Raw genomic sequence first — 14,367 nt, 5'->3', positions numbered from 1 at the left:
GAAGAGATGGCTATCTTCAAAGCGGCGGAGCCTGAGGGACCCGCCGTCGAGGACGCGTGGGACGTACGGGAGAGGGAAGAGGACGAGACTCCCCTGCCGGACCTCCCCGCCCTGCCGGCGGACCCGCGCTGGCGGGTGGAGCATCTCCCGTTCCTGAGCGCGGTCTCCTTCGCGCTGCTGACCTGCGCGGCCTCGGCCGGATTCCTCGCCGGCGGCGCCGATGCGGCGCTCGGCGCGGCCGCCGGGGTGCTGATCGTGACGCTCACCTACACCATGTCGACCCTGGTGGTGGCCTGGGCGGACACGGTACGGCCGGCGTTGCTGATGCCGCTCGGTTTACTGACTTATATCGTCAAATACTCTTTGCTCGGAGTTATCCTGGCGTACGGCGTCTCGACCGATTGGCCAGGGAAGAAGGCGCTCGGGGTGGGGATCGTGGCCGGTGTCATGGTCTGGACGGGTGTCCAGGTCTGGTGGGTCGCCCGCCGGACACGCCGGAAAGTGATCTAGAGCACCCGTATCCCTCCTGTTCAGCGGGGGTGCGGCTGGTCAACTGCCACGATCTGGTGACCTGCCCGCCTATGTCGTGTTCCGTTTCGGCGCGACAGGAGTACCGTGTCCTCCAGTCGCGAGACCCCCGACGCCTGGACAACTGCGGTTGTGCGGGGGGTCCCGCTTAGCCTCGTGTTTCCTGCTGATATCGTTCGGGCCGTCATGACCGGCCAGAAACCTCCCCCCGACAACCGCGGTGACGACGGCCCCACCCCGCCCGATTCCGGCGCGGGCATGACGGCGGTCACCTACCTCATCGCGGGCATGTTGGTCTGGGGTGGTGTCGGCTGGCTGGTGGACCGCCATTTCGGGACCGAGGGCATCTTCGCCGGCATCGGCGCCGTCCTCGGGATCGCGGGCGGTGTGTACCTCATCGTGCGCCGACTCGGCGCCTGACAGGAAAGGGCCAAGGTGATCGTGCAATCGGCGGTCCTCGCGGCGGAGTTCCCGCCTAGCGTCGAGGACTTCTACCTGCCCAGCATCCTGCCGTGGGGCGCGGAGAACAATTACTGGTTCACCAAGATCACGGTGTTGGTCTGGGTGGCGGTCGCGGCGATCATCGTGTTCTTCCTGGCGTCGTACCGGAAGCCGCAGCTGGTCCCCACCAAGAAGCAGTGGTTCGCCGAGAGCATCTACGGCTTCGTGCGGAACAACATCGCGGTGGACATGATCGGCCCGCGCGGTGTGGCGTTCGCGCCGTACCTCACGACGCTGTTCCTGTTCATCCTGGTGAACAACTTCTTCGGCATCGTGCCATTCGTGCAGATCTCGCCGAACTCGCACATCGCCTTCCCCGCCATTCTCGCGGTCATCAGCTATGTGATGTTCATCTATATCGGTATGCGGCACCACGGGCCCTTGAAGTACTTCAAGCACGCCCTGATCCCGCCGGCGCCGTGGTTCATCCTGCCGCTGCTGATCCCGATCGAGTTCTTCTCGAACTTCCTGGTCCGCCCGTTCTCGCTGGCCGTCCGTCTCTTCGCCAACATGTTCGCCGGCCACATGCTGCTGCTGGTGTTCACGCTCGGCGGTTTCGCGATGATCAGCGCTAACCCGGCCCTCGCGCCGGTCTCGGTGCTCTCCTGGGTGCTGACCATCGGGCTGACCTTCCTCGAGTTCCTGGTGATCTGTCTCCAGGCCTACGTCTTCACGGTGCTGACCGCGAGCTACGTCCAGGGCGCGCTCGCCGACGAGCACTGAGCACTACCCGATCCGAAGAACGAGTTACACCCCGTTGTCGTCCCGCGTGACACCCACGCGAGATCTCAGGAGGAACTGAGAATGTCTTTCGCCGAAGTTGCTGGTAGCACCGCCGCCATCGGTTACGGCCTCGCCGCGATCGGCCCCGGCATCGGTGTCGGTCTGGTCTTCTCGGCCTACATCCAGTCGACCGCCCGTCAGCCGGAGTCCTCCCGCCTGACCCTGCCGTACGTCTGGATCGGCTTCGCCGTCATCGAGGCGCTGGCCCTGCTGGGCATCGCGTTCGGCTTCATCTGGGCCAAGTAGTAGCTCTCTCAGCCTCGTTGGGAGGTCTCAATGAAGACGTTGGTATTCGCTGAGGCCGTTGAAGAGACGACCCACAACCCGATCCTTCCTGTCTGGCAGGAGATCGTCGTCGGGTCGGTCGCCTTCGCGGTGCTCTGCTTCGTCCTGATCAAGTTCGTCTTCCCGCAGATGGAGAAGACGTTCAAGGCTCGCGTCGACGCCATCGAGGGTGGCATCAAGCGGGCGGAGGCCGCCCAGGCGGAGGCTAACGAGCTGCTCGAGCAGTACCGTGCTCAGCTCGCCGAGGCGCGCACCGAGGCCGCTCGCATCCGCGACGAGGCCCGGGCCGACGCCGAGGGCATCCGTCAGGACGTCCTGGCCAAGGCGCGCGAGGAGTCGGACCGGATCATCGCGTCCGGCAACGAGCAGCTCGCCGCGCAGCGCGAGTCGATCGTCCGGGAGCTCCGCTCCGAGGTCGGCACGCTCGCCGTCGACCTGGCCGGCAAGATCGTCGGCGAGGCCCTCGCCGACGAGGCCCGCACCCGGGGCACCGTCGAGCGCTTCATCGCGGACCTCGACGCGGCCGGCACGGCGGGCGGGCGCTGATGACGTCGGCCGTGACCAACCAGGCCTACGGCGACGCGGCGGAGAAGCTGGCGGCGGAGACCGCCGCCTCGACGGGCGCGCAGCTGGCCGTGATCGCCGATGAGATCCTCACGGTGGCCGGTCTGCTCCGTGGTCAGCCCCGCCTGCGGCGGGCGCTGACCGACCCGTCCCGTCCCGCCGAGGACCGGTCCGGTCTCTTCCGGGACCTGCTCGCGGGCAAGGCCGCCGAGGTGACCGTCGACGTGCTGGCCACTCTGGTGGCCGGCCGGTTCGGTAAGCCGAGCGACCTGCTGGACGCGACCGAGCGGCTGGGCGCGGACGCCCTGCTCACCTCGGCGCAGAAGGACGGCACGCTGGCGGAGGTCGAGGACGAGCTGTTCCGCTTCGGGCAGATCGCCGAGGGGACGCCGACACTGGCGGTCACGCTCAGTGACATCAGTGCTCCTCTCGCTCCGCGGGTTAAGCTGGTCGGGGATCTGCTCGACGGCAAGGCCCTGCCGGTCACGGTGCGCCTGGTCCAGGTCGCGCTGGAGGGTCTCGGTGGCCGTGGCTTCGAGTCCTCGCTGTCCCGGCTGGTCGAGCTGACCGCCGCGAAGCGGGACCGCGAGGTCGCGTACGTGAAGGTGGCGAAGCCGCTGAGCGACGCCGAGGAGACCGCGCTGGCCGCGAAGCTGACCACGATCTACGGCCGTGAGGTCTCGCTGAAGGTGGACGTCGACCCCGCGCTCATCGGTGGTGTCAGTGTCCGCGTCGGCTCCGATCTCTACGACGGCACGATCCTGCGCCGGCTGAACGCGGCCAAGCAGGCGTTCGCTTAACAGCGTTCACCTACCAGAGTCCTTTCCCCCTCGATTCCTTATCGAGAAGCCCCTCGGTGGCGGCGACGTCCCGAGCTAGACAGAGAAGGCAGAGGATGGCCGAGCTGACCATCTCCTCGGACGAGATCCGGGGGGCGCTAGAGCGCTACGTCTCGTCCTATTCGCCCGAGGTCTCCCGCGAGGAGGTCGGCATCGTCTCCGATGCGGGCGACGGAATCGCGCACGTCGAGGGCCTGCCCTCGACGATGGCGAACGAGCTCCTGGAGTTCGCCGACGGCACCCTGGGTGTCGCGGCGAACCTCGACGTCCGTGAGATCGGCACCGTGATCCTGGGCGACTACGCCGCCATCGAGGAGGGCCAGCCGGTCAAGCGCACCGGCCGCGTCCTCTCGGTGCCGGTCGGCGACGCCTTCCTGGGCCGCGTCGTCGACGCCCTGGGCAAGCCGATCGACGGCCTCGGCGAGATCGCGAACGAAGGCTTCCGCGAGCTCGAGCTGCAGGCGCCGAACGTGATGGCCCGGCAGCCGGTGAAGCAGCCGCTGCAGACCGGCATCAAGGCGATCGACGCCATGACGCCGATCGGCCGCGGCCAGCGCCAGCTGATCATCGGTGACCGTAAGACCGGCAAGACCACGGTCGCGCTGGACACGATCATCAACCAGAAGGCGAACTGGGACTCCGGCGACCCGGAGAAGCAGGTCCGCTGCATCTACGTGGCGATCGGCCAGAAGGCCTCCACCGTCGCCAGCATCCGGGGCACCCTGGAGGCGCAGGGCGCGCTGCAGTACACGACGATCGTGTCGGCTCCGGCTTCGGACCCGGCCGGCTTCAAGTACATCGCCCCGTACACCGGCTCGTCCATCGGACAGCACTGGATGTACAACGGCAAGCACGTCCTGATCGTCTTCGACGACCTGACCAAGCAGGCCGAGGCGTACCGCGCCGTGTCGCTGCTGCTGCGCCGCCCGCCGGGCCGTGAGGCGTACCCGGGTGACGTCTTCTACCTGCACTCCCGCCTGCTGGAGCGCTGCGCCAAGCTCTCCAACGAGCTCGGTGGCGGTTCGATGACGGGTCTGCCGATCATCGAGACGAAGGCCAACGACATCTCGGCCTTCATCCCGACCAACGTCATCTCGATCACCGACGGCCAGATCTTCCTGGAGTCCGACCTGTTCGCCTCGGGTGTCCGCCCGGCGATCAACGTCGGTACCTCGGTCTCCCGGGTCGGCGGTTCGGCGCAGGTCAAGGCGATGCGCTCGGTCTCCGGCCGGCTGCGTCTCGACCTGGCCCAGTTCCGTGAGCTGGAGGCCTTCTCGGCCTTCGCCTCCGACCTGGACAGGGCGTCGCGTGCCCAGCTCGAGAAGGGCATCCGCCTGGTCGAGCTGCTGAAGCAGCCGCAGTACTCGCCGTACTCGACGGTCGACCAGGTCATCGCGATCTGGGCCGGCACCACCGGGCAGCTCGACGACGTCGCGGTCGCTGACGTGCGCCGCTTCGAGCAGGAGTTCCTGCAGTGGTTCAAGCAGCACAACAGTGACGTCTACACCGCGATCGAGTCGACGAACCTGCTGAGCGACGACAACGCCGAGAGCCTGAAGGCCGGCGTGACCGAGTTCAAGAAGGTCTTCCAGGGCAGCGCGACCGGCGAAAGCGGTAGCTAGGCATGGCCGCCGGTCAGGTACAGGCGCTGCGACGGCGCATCCGCACCGTCAAGTCGACCAAGAAGATCACCAAGGCGCAGGAGCTCGTCGCCACCAGCCGGATCGCGAAGGCCCAGGAACGGGTCAACGCCTCCCGGCCGTACTCGGTCGCGATCACCAAGGTGCTCGGCGCGCTGGCGTCGAACGCGTCGGTGGACAACCCGCTGCTGGTCGCGCGGGAGCGCGTCCAGCGGGCGGGTGTCGTGCTGATCACCAGTGACCGGGGCCTGGCCGGCGCCTACAACGCCAACGCCATCCGGACCGCCGAGCAGCTGATGGCTCAGCTCCGCTCGGAGGGCAAGGAGGTGGCGCTGTACGTGGTGGGCCGCAAGGGCCTGGGCTACTACCGGTTCCGCGGGCGGGACGTCGCCGCCAGCTGGACCGGGTTCTCCGAGCGTCCGTCGTTCGCGGACGCGAAGCGGATCGGTGACGCGCTGATCGAGGCCTTCGCGGCCGGTTCCGCGACCGAGGGCACCTTCGGTCCGGAGGGCATCGCGGGCGTCGACGAGCTGCACCTCGTGAGCACCGAGTTCAAGTCCCTGATGACCCAGACCGCGAATGCGAAGCCGCTGGCGCCGGTTCAGGTCGAGCAGGAGGACGCGGAGCCCGGCGCTCTGCGTCCCGCGTACGAGTTCGAGCCGGATGCCGACGAGTTGCTCGACGCGCTGCTGCCGAAGTACCTCAACACCCGCCTCTACGCGGCGTTGCTGGACTCGGCGGCCAGTGAGTCGGCTTCGCGGCGGCGGGCGATGAAGAGCGCGTCGGACAACGCCGACGATCTGCTCAAGCGGTACACGCGCGAGATGAACTCCGCGCGGCAGGCTGCGATCACCCAGGAAATCAGTGAGATCGTCGGCGGCGCCAACGCGCTGGCCGCGGCGGGAAGTGATGTGTGATGACTGCTGTAGCTGAGCCCACCAAGGCGGAGACCGCTGTCGGCCGCGTCGTCCGGGTCATCGGCCCGGTCGTCGACGTCGAGTTTCCCCGTGACGGCATGCCCGCGATCTTCAACGCGCTGCACGTTGAGGTCACCCTCTCCGAGGGTAAGAAGCGGCTGACCATGGAGGTCGCCCAGCACCTGGGTGACAACCTGCTCCGCGCGATCTCGATGCAGCCGACCGACGGCCTGGTCCGCGGCGCCGAGGTCGCCGACACCGGCGCGCCGATCTCGGTGCCCGTCGGTGACGTGACCAAGGGCCACGTGTTCAACGCCCTCGGCGAGGTGCTCAACGTCGACCCGTCGACGCTGGACGTCCAGGAGCGCTGGTCGATCCACCGCAAGCCCCCGGCGTTCGCGGACCTCGAGCCGAAGACCGAGATGCTGGAGACCGGCATCAAGGTGCTCGACCTGCTCGCGCCGTACGTGCGCGGTGGCAAGATCGGCCTGTTCGGCGGCGCGGGCGTGGGCAAGACGGTGCTCATCCAGGAGATGATCATCCGCGTTGCCCGTAACTTCGGCGGCACCTCGGTGTTCGCCGGCGTCGGCGAGCGCACCCGCGAGGGCAACGACCTCATCCTGGAGATGGACGAGGGTGGCGTGCTGGACAAGACCGCCCTGGTCTTCGGCCAGATGGACGAGCCGCCGGGCACCCGTCTGCGGGTCGCCCTGACCGCGCTGACCATGGCGGAGTACTTCCGGGACGTCCAGAACCAGGAGGTGCTGCTCTTCATCGACAACATCTTCCGGTTCACCCAGGCCGGTTCCGAGGTCTCCACCCTGCTCGGCCGTATGCCGTCGGCCGTGGGTTACCAGCCCACCCTGGCGGACGAGATGGGTGAGCTGCAGGAGCGGATCACCTCGGTGCGGGGCAAGGCCATCACCTCGCTCCAGGCGATCTACGTGCCCGCCGACGACTACACCGACCCGGCGCCGGCCACCACCTTCGCCCACCTGGACGCGACCACCAACCTCGAGCGGTCGATCTCCGACAAGGGCATCTACCCGGCCGTGGACCCGCTGGCCTCCAGCTCGCGGATCCTCGCCCCGGAGTTCGTCGGTGCCGAGCACTACGCGGTCGCCCGCGAGGTGCAGCGGATCCTGCAGAAGTACAAGGACCTGCAGGACATCATCGCCATCCTCGGTATGGACGAGCTCTCCGAAGAGGACAAGGTCACGGTCGCCCGGGCCCGCCGCATCGAGCGGTTCCTGTCGCAGAACACCTACGCGGCGGAGCAGTTCACCGGCGTCCCCGGCTCGACGGTCCCGCTGAAGGAGACCATCGAGGCCTTCAAGAAGATCTGTGACGGTGAGTACGACAACTACCCGGAGCAGGCCTTCTTCATGTGCGGTGGCCTCGAGGACCTCGAGAAGAACGCGCACGAGCTGATGAAGGGCTGATCTCAGCCCCGTTTCTCCGAGAAACCGCTCCGGTACGTCACGGGGCGGTTTCTCTGCGTCTAAGGGGTGAAAGTCCGTAGTTTGGCTGGCGTCCATGAGGGCGTCTGCGGTACGGAGCTTTGTCTTTCCTTTGGGTATGCTGGGCCGCGCCTTTGGGATCCTGTGACTTTTCCGGGGTCGAACGGACTGATTCAACGGACCGGCAGAGTTGGGGATCGGGTGGCTAAGTCGGCGAAGCTTCGGGCACCACTGTGGGCACGTCTGGCCGCGGTCTTCGGCTGTGTGCTGATGGTGACGAGTGGCGGTGTGCTGGTGACCGGCCAGGCGCTGATCGCGCGGTACACCGGGGACGTGGACGCCGACGGCAGCCTGATCGGCGATCCGGCGGCGGGGGCGACCAAGGGCTCCGAGGAGATCAAGGGCCCGATCAACATCCTGCTCGCCGGCATCGACCCGCGCGACGACCACACCGCGCCGCTCTCCGACTCGATCATCGTGGCGCACATCCCGGCCTCGATGGACCAGATCTACCTCTTCTCCATCCCGCGTGACCTCTACGTGGAGATCCCGGCGTTCTCCAAGACCGGATTCACCGGCACCCATTCGAAGATCAACGCGGCGATGTCGTACGGGAGCTCGGTCGGCAACGGCAAGCACGACGTGAAGCAGGGCTTCCAGCTGCTCACCAAGACGGTCACCAAGCTCACCGGGATCGACGACTTCAAGTCCGGCGCGATCATCAACTTCGGCGGCTTCAAGAAGATCGTCGAGGCGATGGGCGGCGTCACGATGACCATCGACATGACGGTCAAGTCGGAGCATCTGCAGCCGAACGGTAAGGCGCGTCCCCGCCGGCCGGAGTGCGCCGCCAACAACTGCGACCACCCGTACATCGGGCCGCAGAAGACGTACAAGCCGGGGACGTACCACCTGGAGGCCTGGGAGGCCCTGGACTACGTCCGCCAGCGGTACGGCCTGCCGAACAGCGACTACGACCGGCAGCGCCACCAGCAGCAGTTCATCAAGGCGATGGCGAAGCAGGCGATGAGCAAGGGCGTGGTGACCAACCCGACCAAGCTGCTCTCGATCCTGGACGCCGCCGGCGACGCGGTGACCTTCGACGGCCAGGGGCACAGCCTGATCGACTGGGGCCTGGCGCTCAAGGATCTGAACACCGACAACATGGTGTCGATCAAGCTGCCCGGCGGTGGGCTCTTCGAGGGTACGAAATACCTGGGTGAGCAGCTCGACCCGTCGGCACAGGATTTCTTCGCCGCGGTCCGCGCGGACCGGGTGCCGGAGTTCCTGCTCTCCCACCCGGAGTTCGTGAACAAGAACAGTTAGCCTAGACTTTCCCCCAATAGTTTCATCGCGGGTCCGCAGCACTGAGGGAGACAGCGTGGCCAACCAGCTGCACGTCGAGGTCGTCGCCGTCGAGGAGAAGGTCTGGGCCGGCGAGGCCGAGATGCTCGTCGCGCGCACCACCGAGGGTGAGATCGGTGTGCTGCCGGGTCACTCCCCGCTGCTGGGCCTGCTGAAGGAGCCCTCCCAGGTCCGGGTCAAGCTCGCCGGCGGCGAGCAGCTCACCTACGAGGTGGCCGGCGGGTTCCTCTCCATCGACGCGAACGGCGTGACGGTGCTCGCGGAGAGCGCCAAGCCCGCCACGCCCGAGTCGCACTGAGACCAGCGCGATGCGGATTCTGGAAGTCCTCGGAATCTTCCTCGTCGCGCTGCTCGCATTCTTCTTCGCGGTCTTCTTCCGCCGCCGGCTGCTGATGCTCGGCGGCGGCACGATCCGGCTCCAGGTCCGCACCAGCACGATGGTGCCGGGCCGGGGCTGGTCGCCCGGGATCGGCCAGTTCGTCGGCGACGAGCTTCGCTTCCACCGGATGTTCAGTCTCGCCATCCGCCCCAAGCGGGTGCTCGACCGGCGGGTGCTCACCATCGCCGAGCGGCGGCTGCCCACCGGGCCGGAGCGGCTCACCATCCCCGGCAGCTGGGTCATCCTGCGCTGCACCAGCGGCGATTCGCAGCTCGAGATCGCCATGGCCGAGACCACGGTGACCGGCTTCCTCTCCTGGCTGGAGGCGGGCCCGCCGCGTGACCCGGGCAGCGTCCCCGGCCGCTCGATCTTCGGCCCGCGCCCGCTCGAAGGCTGATCCGCCACCTCTTCCGGATTGGCCGTCGGTTCCGGCTCCGGTTCGGCCTAGCGTCGGGGTCATGCGGATACGAATCGTGGACGCCTTCACCGATCGCCCCTTCGCCGGGAATCCCGCAGGAGTCGTGGTCCTGGACGGCGACGCCTTCCCGGACGACGACTGGATGCAGCGGGTCGCCGCCGAGGTCAACCTCTCCGAGACCGCGTTCCTGCACCGCCGCACCGGCGACCCGGAGGCGGACTGGGCGCTGCGATGGTTCACCCCGGCGGTCGAGGTCGCGCTCTGCGGGCACGCCACCCTCGCCGCCGCACACGTGCTCAACACGCCGGGGACGGTGCGCTTCCGGACGGTCCGCAGCGGCGTGCTCAGCGCCGACCTGGCCCCGGACGGCCTGATCACCCTGAACTTCCCGGCCTCGCCGCTGAGCCCGCTCGACGTCGACCCGGCCCTCGCGGTCGCCCTCGGTGCCGGGATCGCGGCCTGCCACTGGACCGGGCCGATCACCGACGACGTGCTCTGCGAGCTGGCGGACGAGAAGACGGTCCGCGCGCTCACCCCGGACCTGGGCGCCCTGGCCCGGATGACCCGGCGCGGCGTCCTGGTGACCGCGGCCGCGGAGGACCCGGCGGCCGGCTACGACTTCGTCTCGCGCTTCTTCGCGCCCGCGGTCGGTGTGCCGGAGGACCCGGTGACCGGTTCCGCACACACCTCGCTGACGCCGTTCTGGACCGGCCGGCTGGGGCGCGACGAGCTGACCGGGTACCAGGCCTCGGCGCGCGGCGGCCTGGTCAGGGTGGCGCTCCGCGGCGACCGGACCCTGCTCGGCGGCCACGCGGTCACCACCATCGACGGCGACCTCCGCGTCTGACCCCGCGGACCGCGACACGCACCGGAGTACCGGCCTGCCCGTCACCCCGGCGGGCCCTCAGGAGAGCACCGGCCGGGGTCAGGTGGCGATCTCGGCCGCACCGGCCGGGTTCAGGTGGCGATCTCGGCCTCGTAGCCCCAGGCGTCCTCCAGGTACGCCGCGTAGGAGTCCGGGCCGCCGGCGTGCGGGTGCCGGTCGGCGAACATCAGCGACCAGCCGTGCGCCGGTGCCGCCGCGGTCAGCCGGTCCACCTCGGCCGGGGACGCGACGCCGAAGGCGAGGTGGTTGAGCCCGGGCGCGAGCCGGTCGTGTCTGTCCCCGGAGAGCGCCGGGGACTGCTCCATCACCAGGTAGACCGGGCCGTGCCGCCAGGACCGGCCGCCCGGCCAGTCCTGGAACGGGGTCCAGCCCAGCTCGCCGAGCAGCCAGCCCCACGGTCCGCTCATCCCGGCCAGGTCGGGCACCCAGAGCTCGACGTGGTGGAGGCCACCGTTCACCGCTTCTGCGCCGATCCCGGGACCCACGTGACGTCGCCGCCCGGGTTCGCCACCCGGGAGAGGATGAAGAGCAGGTCGGAGAGGCGGTTCAGGTACTTCGCGGGGAGCGTGGACGTCCGGTCCGGGTCCGCCGCGATGAGCGCCCACGCCGAGCGTTCCGCGCGCCGGGCGACGGTACGCGCCACGTGCAGCAGCGCCGCCCCCGGCGTGCCACCCGGGAGGATGAAGCTGTCCAGCGGCGCGAGTCCCTCGTTGAACGTGTCGCACCAGCCCTCGAGGCGGGTCACGTACTCCTCGGTGATCCGCAGTGGCGGGTACGGCGGGTCCTCGGCGAGCGGGTTGCCCAGATCGGCGCCGACGTCGAACAGGTCGTTCTGGATGACGCTCAGCACCGTGCGTACCTCATCGGAGAGCGCACCCAGGGCGAGCGCGGCACCCAGGGCCGCGTTGCACTCGTCCGCGTCGGCATAGGCGGCGATCCGCGGATCGGTCTTCGCGGCCACCTCGTTGTTGACGAGCCGGGTCTGTCCGGCATCGCCGGTGCGGGTGTAGATACGGGTGAGATGCACTGCCATACGGCGAGCCTAAACGGCTGCTTCGGCCGGCCGCCGCCCTCGACGAGGGTGTGAAGTGTGTACCCGGACGGACCAACCCGGCGAAGCGGAAGCGGCCTCCGGCCCATACCATGGCCCGCGTGGATGTGATCAGGGTTAAGGGTGGTGCTCCGCTCATCGGTGACGTCAGCGTCGGCGGGGCGAAGAACTCCGCGCTCAAGCTGATGGCGGTCGCACTGCTGGCCGAGGGCCGCAGCGTGGTGTCGAACGTCCCCCGGATCACCGACATAGCGATCATGGCCGAGGTGCTCCGGCGGCTCGGCTGCGACGTGGTGCTGGAGGGCACCGAGGCGAGGATCGACGTGCCCGCCGAGCCGGGCGCGGAGGCCGACTACGACCTGGTCCGCCGCCTGCGCGCGTCGATCTGCGTACTCGGCCCGCTGCTGGCCCGCCGGGGCTACGTGCGGGTCGCGCTGCCCGGCGGCGACATGATCGGCTCCCGGGGACTCGACATGCACGTCTCCGGCCTGGCCCGGATGGGCGCCGAGATCGGCAACGAGCACGGCTTCGTGATCGCGTCGGCGCCCCGCGGCCTGCGCGGTACCAAGATCTGGCTGGACTTCCCGAGCGTCGGCGCCACCGAGAACCTGCTGATGGCCGCGGTGCTGGCCCGCGGGGTGACCGAGATCGACAACGCGGCACGGGAGCCGGAGATCGTCGACATCTGCGAGATGCTCAACGCGATGGGCGCGAAGATCGCCGGGGCGGGGACGTCGACGCTGGTCATCGAGGGGGTGGACGGGCCGCTCAAGCCGGTCCGGCACACCACGATCGGGGACCGGATCGTCGGCGGCACGTGGGCGTACGCCGCGGCGATGACCCGGGGCGACGTGACCGTGCACGGGGTCCGGCCGGAGTTCCTCGACATCGCGCTGGACAAGCTGGTCACCGCGGGCGCCGTCGTCGAGCCGGGCGACAACCGGTTCCGGGTCCGGATGACCCAGCGCCCGAGGTCCGTCGACATCGTCACCCTGCCCTACCCGGGCTTCGCGACCGACCTGCTGCCGATGGCGCTCGGTCTGGCCGCGGTGGCCGAGGGCTCCTCGCTGATCACCGAGAACATCTTCGACGGCCGGTTCATGTTCGTGAACGAGATGGTGCGGCTCGGGGCGGACATCCGTACCGACGGGCACCACGCGGTGGTGAACGGGCGGGAGCGGCTCTCCGGTGCCCCGGTGCGCGCCACCGACATCCGGGCCGGCGCGGGCCTGGTCATCGCCGGCCTCTGCGCCGACGGGGTGACCGAGGTCGGCGAGGTACACCACATCGACCGGGGCTACCCGGACTTCGTCGCGGACCTGGCCGGCCTGGGTGTCGAGGTGGAGCGGGTGGACGTCCCGGAGCCGACGTACGACTTCTGACCGCCGTCAGGAGCCGACGACCGCCGTCAGGAGCCGACGAGGCGGCGCGCCGCCTCCACCTCCTCGGCGAAGACCAGCACGGTGACCCGGCCGTCGCGCCGGGTCGCGCTGGTGGAGCGGATGCCCGCGTCGGAGAGCAGCCGCCGGATCTCGTCGGCGACCTCCGGCGCCTCGGTGACCGCGGCGGGCGAGAGCAGGCCGTAGTCCTCCCGTTCGCCGAAGATCGCCAGGCCGTCCGCGTATCCGTCCCGGGGTGGCTCGTCGTCCGGGAAGCCGGTGGGCGAGAGGCCCATGCGCCAGAAGACCGCGCCGAGGAAGCCGACCAGACCGACGGCGATCAACGGTCCGATGAGGTACCAGCCGACGCTCGTGGGCATGGGCACAGTGTGGCACCGCCGGACGCGCAATTCCGGTGATTCACCCCGATCGGGAACCGTCCTTAATTTCCGTTCAGTAACCCCGCTAGACTGGCGGCGCCTACGGAGAGGGAGTGGATCATGGCGGGTCGTCTCGCGGTCATCGGTTCCGGATTGATGGGCTCGGGCATCGCCCAGGTCTCGGCACAGGCCGGCTGGCAGGTCACCATGCGGGACGTCGACGACGCCTCGCTCAAGCGCGGCATCGCCGCCATCGGTGACTCGCTCACCCGTTTCGCGAGCAAGGGGAAGATCGCCGCGGAGGACGTCGAGGCCACCCTCAGCCGGATCACCGCCACCACCGACATGGACGCGGTCGCCGAGGCCGACGTGGTGGTCGAGGCGATCTACGAGAAGGTCGAGGCGAAGCACGACGTCTTCAGGCAGCTCGACAAGCTCTGCAAGGCCGGCGCGGTGCTCGGCACCAACACCTCGGCCATCCCGATCACCCAGATCGCCGCGGTCACCTCGCGCCCCGAGTCGGTGGTCGGCATCCACTTCTTCTCGCCGGTCCCGATGATGAGGCTGGTCGAGCTGGTCCGCGGTTACCAGACCTCGGACGCGACGCTGGCCGCCGCGCGCGAGTTCGCCGAGGGCGTCGGCAAGACCTGCGTCGAGGTCAAGCGGGACGTCGCCGGGTTCGTCTCCAACCGGCTCTTCTCCGCCCTGCTGGTCGAGGCGATCCAGCTGGTCGAGTCCGGCGTGGTCTCCGCCGCCGACCTGGACACGGTGATGAAGCTCGGCTTCGGGCACGCGATGGGCCCGCTCGCCACCGTCGACCTGACCGGCCTCGACGTCATGCTCAACGCGGCGGGCAACATCTACCGCGACACCCAGGACGAGAAGTTCTTCCCGCCGGAGCTGCTGCAGCGCATGGTGACCGCCGGCGACCTGGGCCGCAAGACCGGCAAGGGCTTCTACAGCTACTGACCCCCTCCTCCGGTACGGCGGCT

At 69.0% G+C, this 14,367-nt stretch carries 18 protein-coding genes; 15 read left to right on the top strand and 3 right to left on the bottom strand.

Translation table 11 applies throughout. The features are described from left to right. Nucleotides 1–6: 6 nt before the first annotated feature. From AB0M08_RS16280 to AB0M08_RS16220, 13 genes are all read left to right on the top strand, one after another. A complete protein-coding gene (locus AB0M08_RS16280; protein ID WP_364493270.1) occupies nucleotides 7–510 on the top strand; it encodes a hypothetical protein in 504 nt (167 codons plus the stop codon). Nucleotides 511–714: 204 nt separating this feature from the next. After that, a complete protein-coding gene (locus tag AB0M08_RS16275) occupies nucleotides 715–948 on the top strand; it encodes an AtpZ/AtpI family protein (RefSeq protein WP_364493268.1) in 234 nt (77 codons plus the stop codon). 15 nt (nucleotides 949–963) lie between these two features. Further along, entirely contained in the window at nucleotides 964–1,752 is a 789-nt protein-coding gene (atpB, locus tag AB0M08_RS16270) for a F0F1 ATP synthase subunit A (RefSeq protein WP_364493266.1), read from the top strand. 81 nt (nucleotides 1,753–1,833) lie between these two features. Continuing rightward, nucleotides 1,834–2,058 carry an ATP synthase F0 subunit C gene (locus AB0M08_RS16265; RefSeq protein WP_364493264.1) on the top strand — a complete coding sequence of 75 codons (225 nt, stop codon included), beginning with the start codon at nucleotides 1,834–1,836 and terminating at the stop codon, nucleotides 2,056–2,058. 30 nt (nucleotides 2,059–2,088) lie between these two features. Then, nucleotides 2,089–2,643 carry a F0F1 ATP synthase subunit B gene (locus tag AB0M08_RS16260; RefSeq protein WP_364493262.1) on the top strand — a complete coding sequence of 185 codons (555 nt, stop codon included), beginning with the start codon at nucleotides 2,089–2,091 and terminating at the stop codon, nucleotides 2,641–2,643. Beyond that, nucleotides 2,643–3,461 carry a F0F1 ATP synthase subunit delta gene (locus tag AB0M08_RS16255; protein WP_364493260.1) on the top strand — a complete coding sequence of 273 codons (819 nt, stop codon included), beginning with the start codon at nucleotides 2,643–2,645 and terminating at the stop codon, nucleotides 3,459–3,461. The genes AB0M08_RS16260 and AB0M08_RS16255 overlap by 1 nt, the downstream gene beginning before the upstream one ends. A 95-nt stretch (nucleotides 3,462–3,556) precedes the next feature. Continuing rightward, nucleotides 3,557–5,122: a F0F1 ATP synthase subunit alpha gene (atpA, locus tag AB0M08_RS16250; RefSeq protein WP_364493258.1), complete on the top strand. Its 1,566-nt coding sequence runs from the start codon at nucleotides 3,557–3,559 to the stop codon at nucleotides 5,120–5,122. Between the two features lie 2 nt (nucleotides 5,123–5,124). Next, nucleotides 5,125–6,057: a F0F1 ATP synthase subunit gamma gene (locus AB0M08_RS16245; RefSeq protein ID WP_364493256.1), complete on the top strand. Its 933-nt coding sequence runs from the start codon at nucleotides 5,125–5,127 to the stop codon at nucleotides 6,055–6,057. Next, the gene (gene atpD / locus AB0M08_RS16240) at nucleotides 6,054–7,499 is read left to right on the top strand and encodes a F0F1 ATP synthase subunit beta (protein WP_364493254.1); all 1,446 of its coding nucleotides are present in this window, start codon (nucleotides 6,054–6,056) and stop codon (nucleotides 7,497–7,499) included. Before AB0M08_RS16245 ends, atpD begins: the two co-directional genes overlap by 4 nt. 288 nt (nucleotides 7,500–7,787) lie before the next feature. Further along, the gene (locus AB0M08_RS16235) at nucleotides 7,788–8,843 is read left to right on the top strand and encodes an LCP family protein (protein ID WP_364493439.1); all 1,056 of its coding nucleotides are present in this window, start codon (nucleotides 7,788–7,790) and stop codon (nucleotides 8,841–8,843) included. 55 nt (nucleotides 8,844–8,898) lie between these two features. Further along, complete coding sequence (locus tag AB0M08_RS16230) at nucleotides 8,899–9,180, top strand: F0F1 ATP synthase subunit epsilon (RefSeq protein ID WP_364493252.1); 282 nt, start codon at nucleotides 8,899–8,901, stop codon at nucleotides 9,178–9,180. A 10-nt stretch (nucleotides 9,181–9,190) separates the two neighbouring features. Then, nucleotides 9,191–9,658: a DUF2550 domain-containing protein gene (locus AB0M08_RS16225; protein WP_364493250.1), complete on the top strand. Its 468-nt coding sequence runs from the start codon at nucleotides 9,191–9,193 to the stop codon at nucleotides 9,656–9,658. 61 nt (nucleotides 9,659–9,719) lie between these two features. After that, a complete protein-coding gene (locus AB0M08_RS16220) occupies nucleotides 9,720–10,526 on the top strand; it encodes a PhzF family phenazine biosynthesis protein (RefSeq protein ID WP_364493248.1) in 807 nt (268 codons plus the stop codon). 110 nt (nucleotides 10,527–10,636) lie between these two features. On the opposite strand, the gene AB0M08_RS16215 is transcribed toward AB0M08_RS16220, so the two are convergent. Beyond that, complete coding sequence (locus AB0M08_RS16215) at nucleotides 10,637–11,023, bottom strand: VOC family protein (protein WP_364493246.1); 387 nt, start codon at nucleotides 11,021–11,023, stop codon at nucleotides 10,637–10,639. Next, the gene (locus tag AB0M08_RS16210) at nucleotides 11,020–11,598 is read right to left on the bottom strand and encodes a cob(I)yrinic acid a,c-diamide adenosyltransferase (RefSeq protein WP_364493244.1); all 579 of its coding nucleotides are present in this window, start codon (nucleotides 11,596–11,598) and stop codon (nucleotides 11,020–11,022) included. The genes AB0M08_RS16215 and AB0M08_RS16210 overlap by 4 nt, the downstream gene beginning before the upstream one ends. 110 nt (nucleotides 11,599–11,708) lie before the next feature. Between AB0M08_RS16210 and murA the strand changes: the two genes are divergently transcribed. Further along, a complete protein-coding gene (murA, locus tag AB0M08_RS16205; RefSeq protein ID WP_364493242.1) occupies nucleotides 11,709–12,998 on the top strand; it encodes a UDP-N-acetylglucosamine 1-carboxyvinyltransferase in 1,290 nt (429 codons plus the stop codon). A gap of 26 nt (nucleotides 12,999–13,024) precedes the next feature. Here murA and AB0M08_RS16200 read toward each other — a convergent pair whose 3' ends face one another. After that, nucleotides 13,025–13,375: a hypothetical protein gene (locus tag AB0M08_RS16200; protein WP_364493240.1), complete on the bottom strand. Its 351-nt coding sequence runs from the start codon at nucleotides 13,373–13,375 to the stop codon at nucleotides 13,025–13,027. A 120-nt stretch (nucleotides 13,376–13,495) separates the two neighbouring features. On the opposite strand from AB0M08_RS16200, the gene AB0M08_RS16195 reads away from it, so the two are divergent. Continuing rightward, complete coding sequence (locus AB0M08_RS16195; RefSeq protein WP_364493238.1) at nucleotides 13,496–14,344, top strand: 3-hydroxyacyl-CoA dehydrogenase family protein; 849 nt, start codon at nucleotides 13,496–13,498, stop codon at nucleotides 14,342–14,344. The last annotated feature ends 23 nt before the right edge of the window (nucleotides 14,345–14,367 follow it).

It is taken from the genome of Actinoplanes sp. NPDC051851 (assembly GCF_040681165.1).
Lineage (GTDB): Bacteria > Actinomycetota > Actinomycetes > Mycobacteriales > Micromonosporaceae > Actinoplanes.
The sequence above is the reverse complement of the archived record's forward strand: the minus strand, read 5'-3'. Positions and strand labels throughout refer to the sequence as shown.

Bases quoted from the DNA above. Each gene is read 5' to 3' on its own strand.
- AB0M08_RS16235 (WP_364493439.1), top strand. From the start codon at position 7,788: ATGGTGACGAGTGGCGGTGTGCTGGTGACCGGCCAGGCGCTGATCGCG.
- AB0M08_RS16225 (WP_364493250.1), top strand. From the start codon at position 9,191: ATGCGGATTCTGGAAGTCCTCGGAATCTTCCTCGTCGCGCTGCTCGCA.
- AB0M08_RS16260 (WP_364493262.1), top strand. From the start codon at position 2,089: ATGAAGACGTTGGTATTCGCTGAGGCCGTTGAAGAGACGACCCACAAC.
- AB0M08_RS16265 (WP_364493264.1), top strand. From the start codon at position 1,834: ATGTCTTTCGCCGAAGTTGCTGGTAGCACCGCCGCCATCGGTTACGGC.
- AB0M08_RS16210 (WP_364493244.1), bottom strand. From the start codon at position 11,598: ATGGCAGTGCATCTCACCCGTATCTACACCCGCACCGGCGATGCCGGA.
- AB0M08_RS16220 (WP_364493248.1), top strand. From the start codon at position 9,720: ATGCGGATACGAATCGTGGACGCCTTCACCGATCGCCCCTTCGCCGGG.
- atpA (WP_364493258.1), top strand. From the start codon at position 3,557: ATGGCCGAGCTGACCATCTCCTCGGACGAGATCCGGGGGGCGCTAGAG.
- AB0M08_RS16275 (WP_364493268.1), top strand. From the start codon at position 715: ATGACCGGCCAGAAACCTCCCCCCGACAACCGCGGTGACGACGGCCCC.
- murA (WP_364493242.1), top strand. From the start codon at position 11,709: ATGGCCCGCGTGGATGTGATCAGGGTTAAGGGTGGTGCTCCGCTCATC.
- AB0M08_RS16255 (WP_364493260.1), top strand. From the start codon at position 2,643: ATGACGTCGGCCGTGACCAACCAGGCCTACGGCGACGCGGCGGAGAAG.
- AB0M08_RS16195 (WP_364493238.1), top strand. From the start codon at position 13,496: ATGGCGGGTCGTCTCGCGGTCATCGGTTCCGGATTGATGGGCTCGGGC.
- AB0M08_RS16245 (WP_364493256.1), top strand. From the start codon at position 5,125: ATGGCCGCCGGTCAGGTACAGGCGCTGCGACGGCGCATCCGCACCGTC.
- AB0M08_RS16200 (WP_364493240.1), bottom strand. From the start codon at position 13,375: ATGCCCACGAGCGTCGGCTGGTACCTCATCGGACCGTTGATCGCCGTC.
- AB0M08_RS16280 (WP_364493270.1), top strand. From the start codon at position 7: ATGGCTATCTTCAAAGCGGCGGAGCCTGAGGGACCCGCCGTCGAGGAC.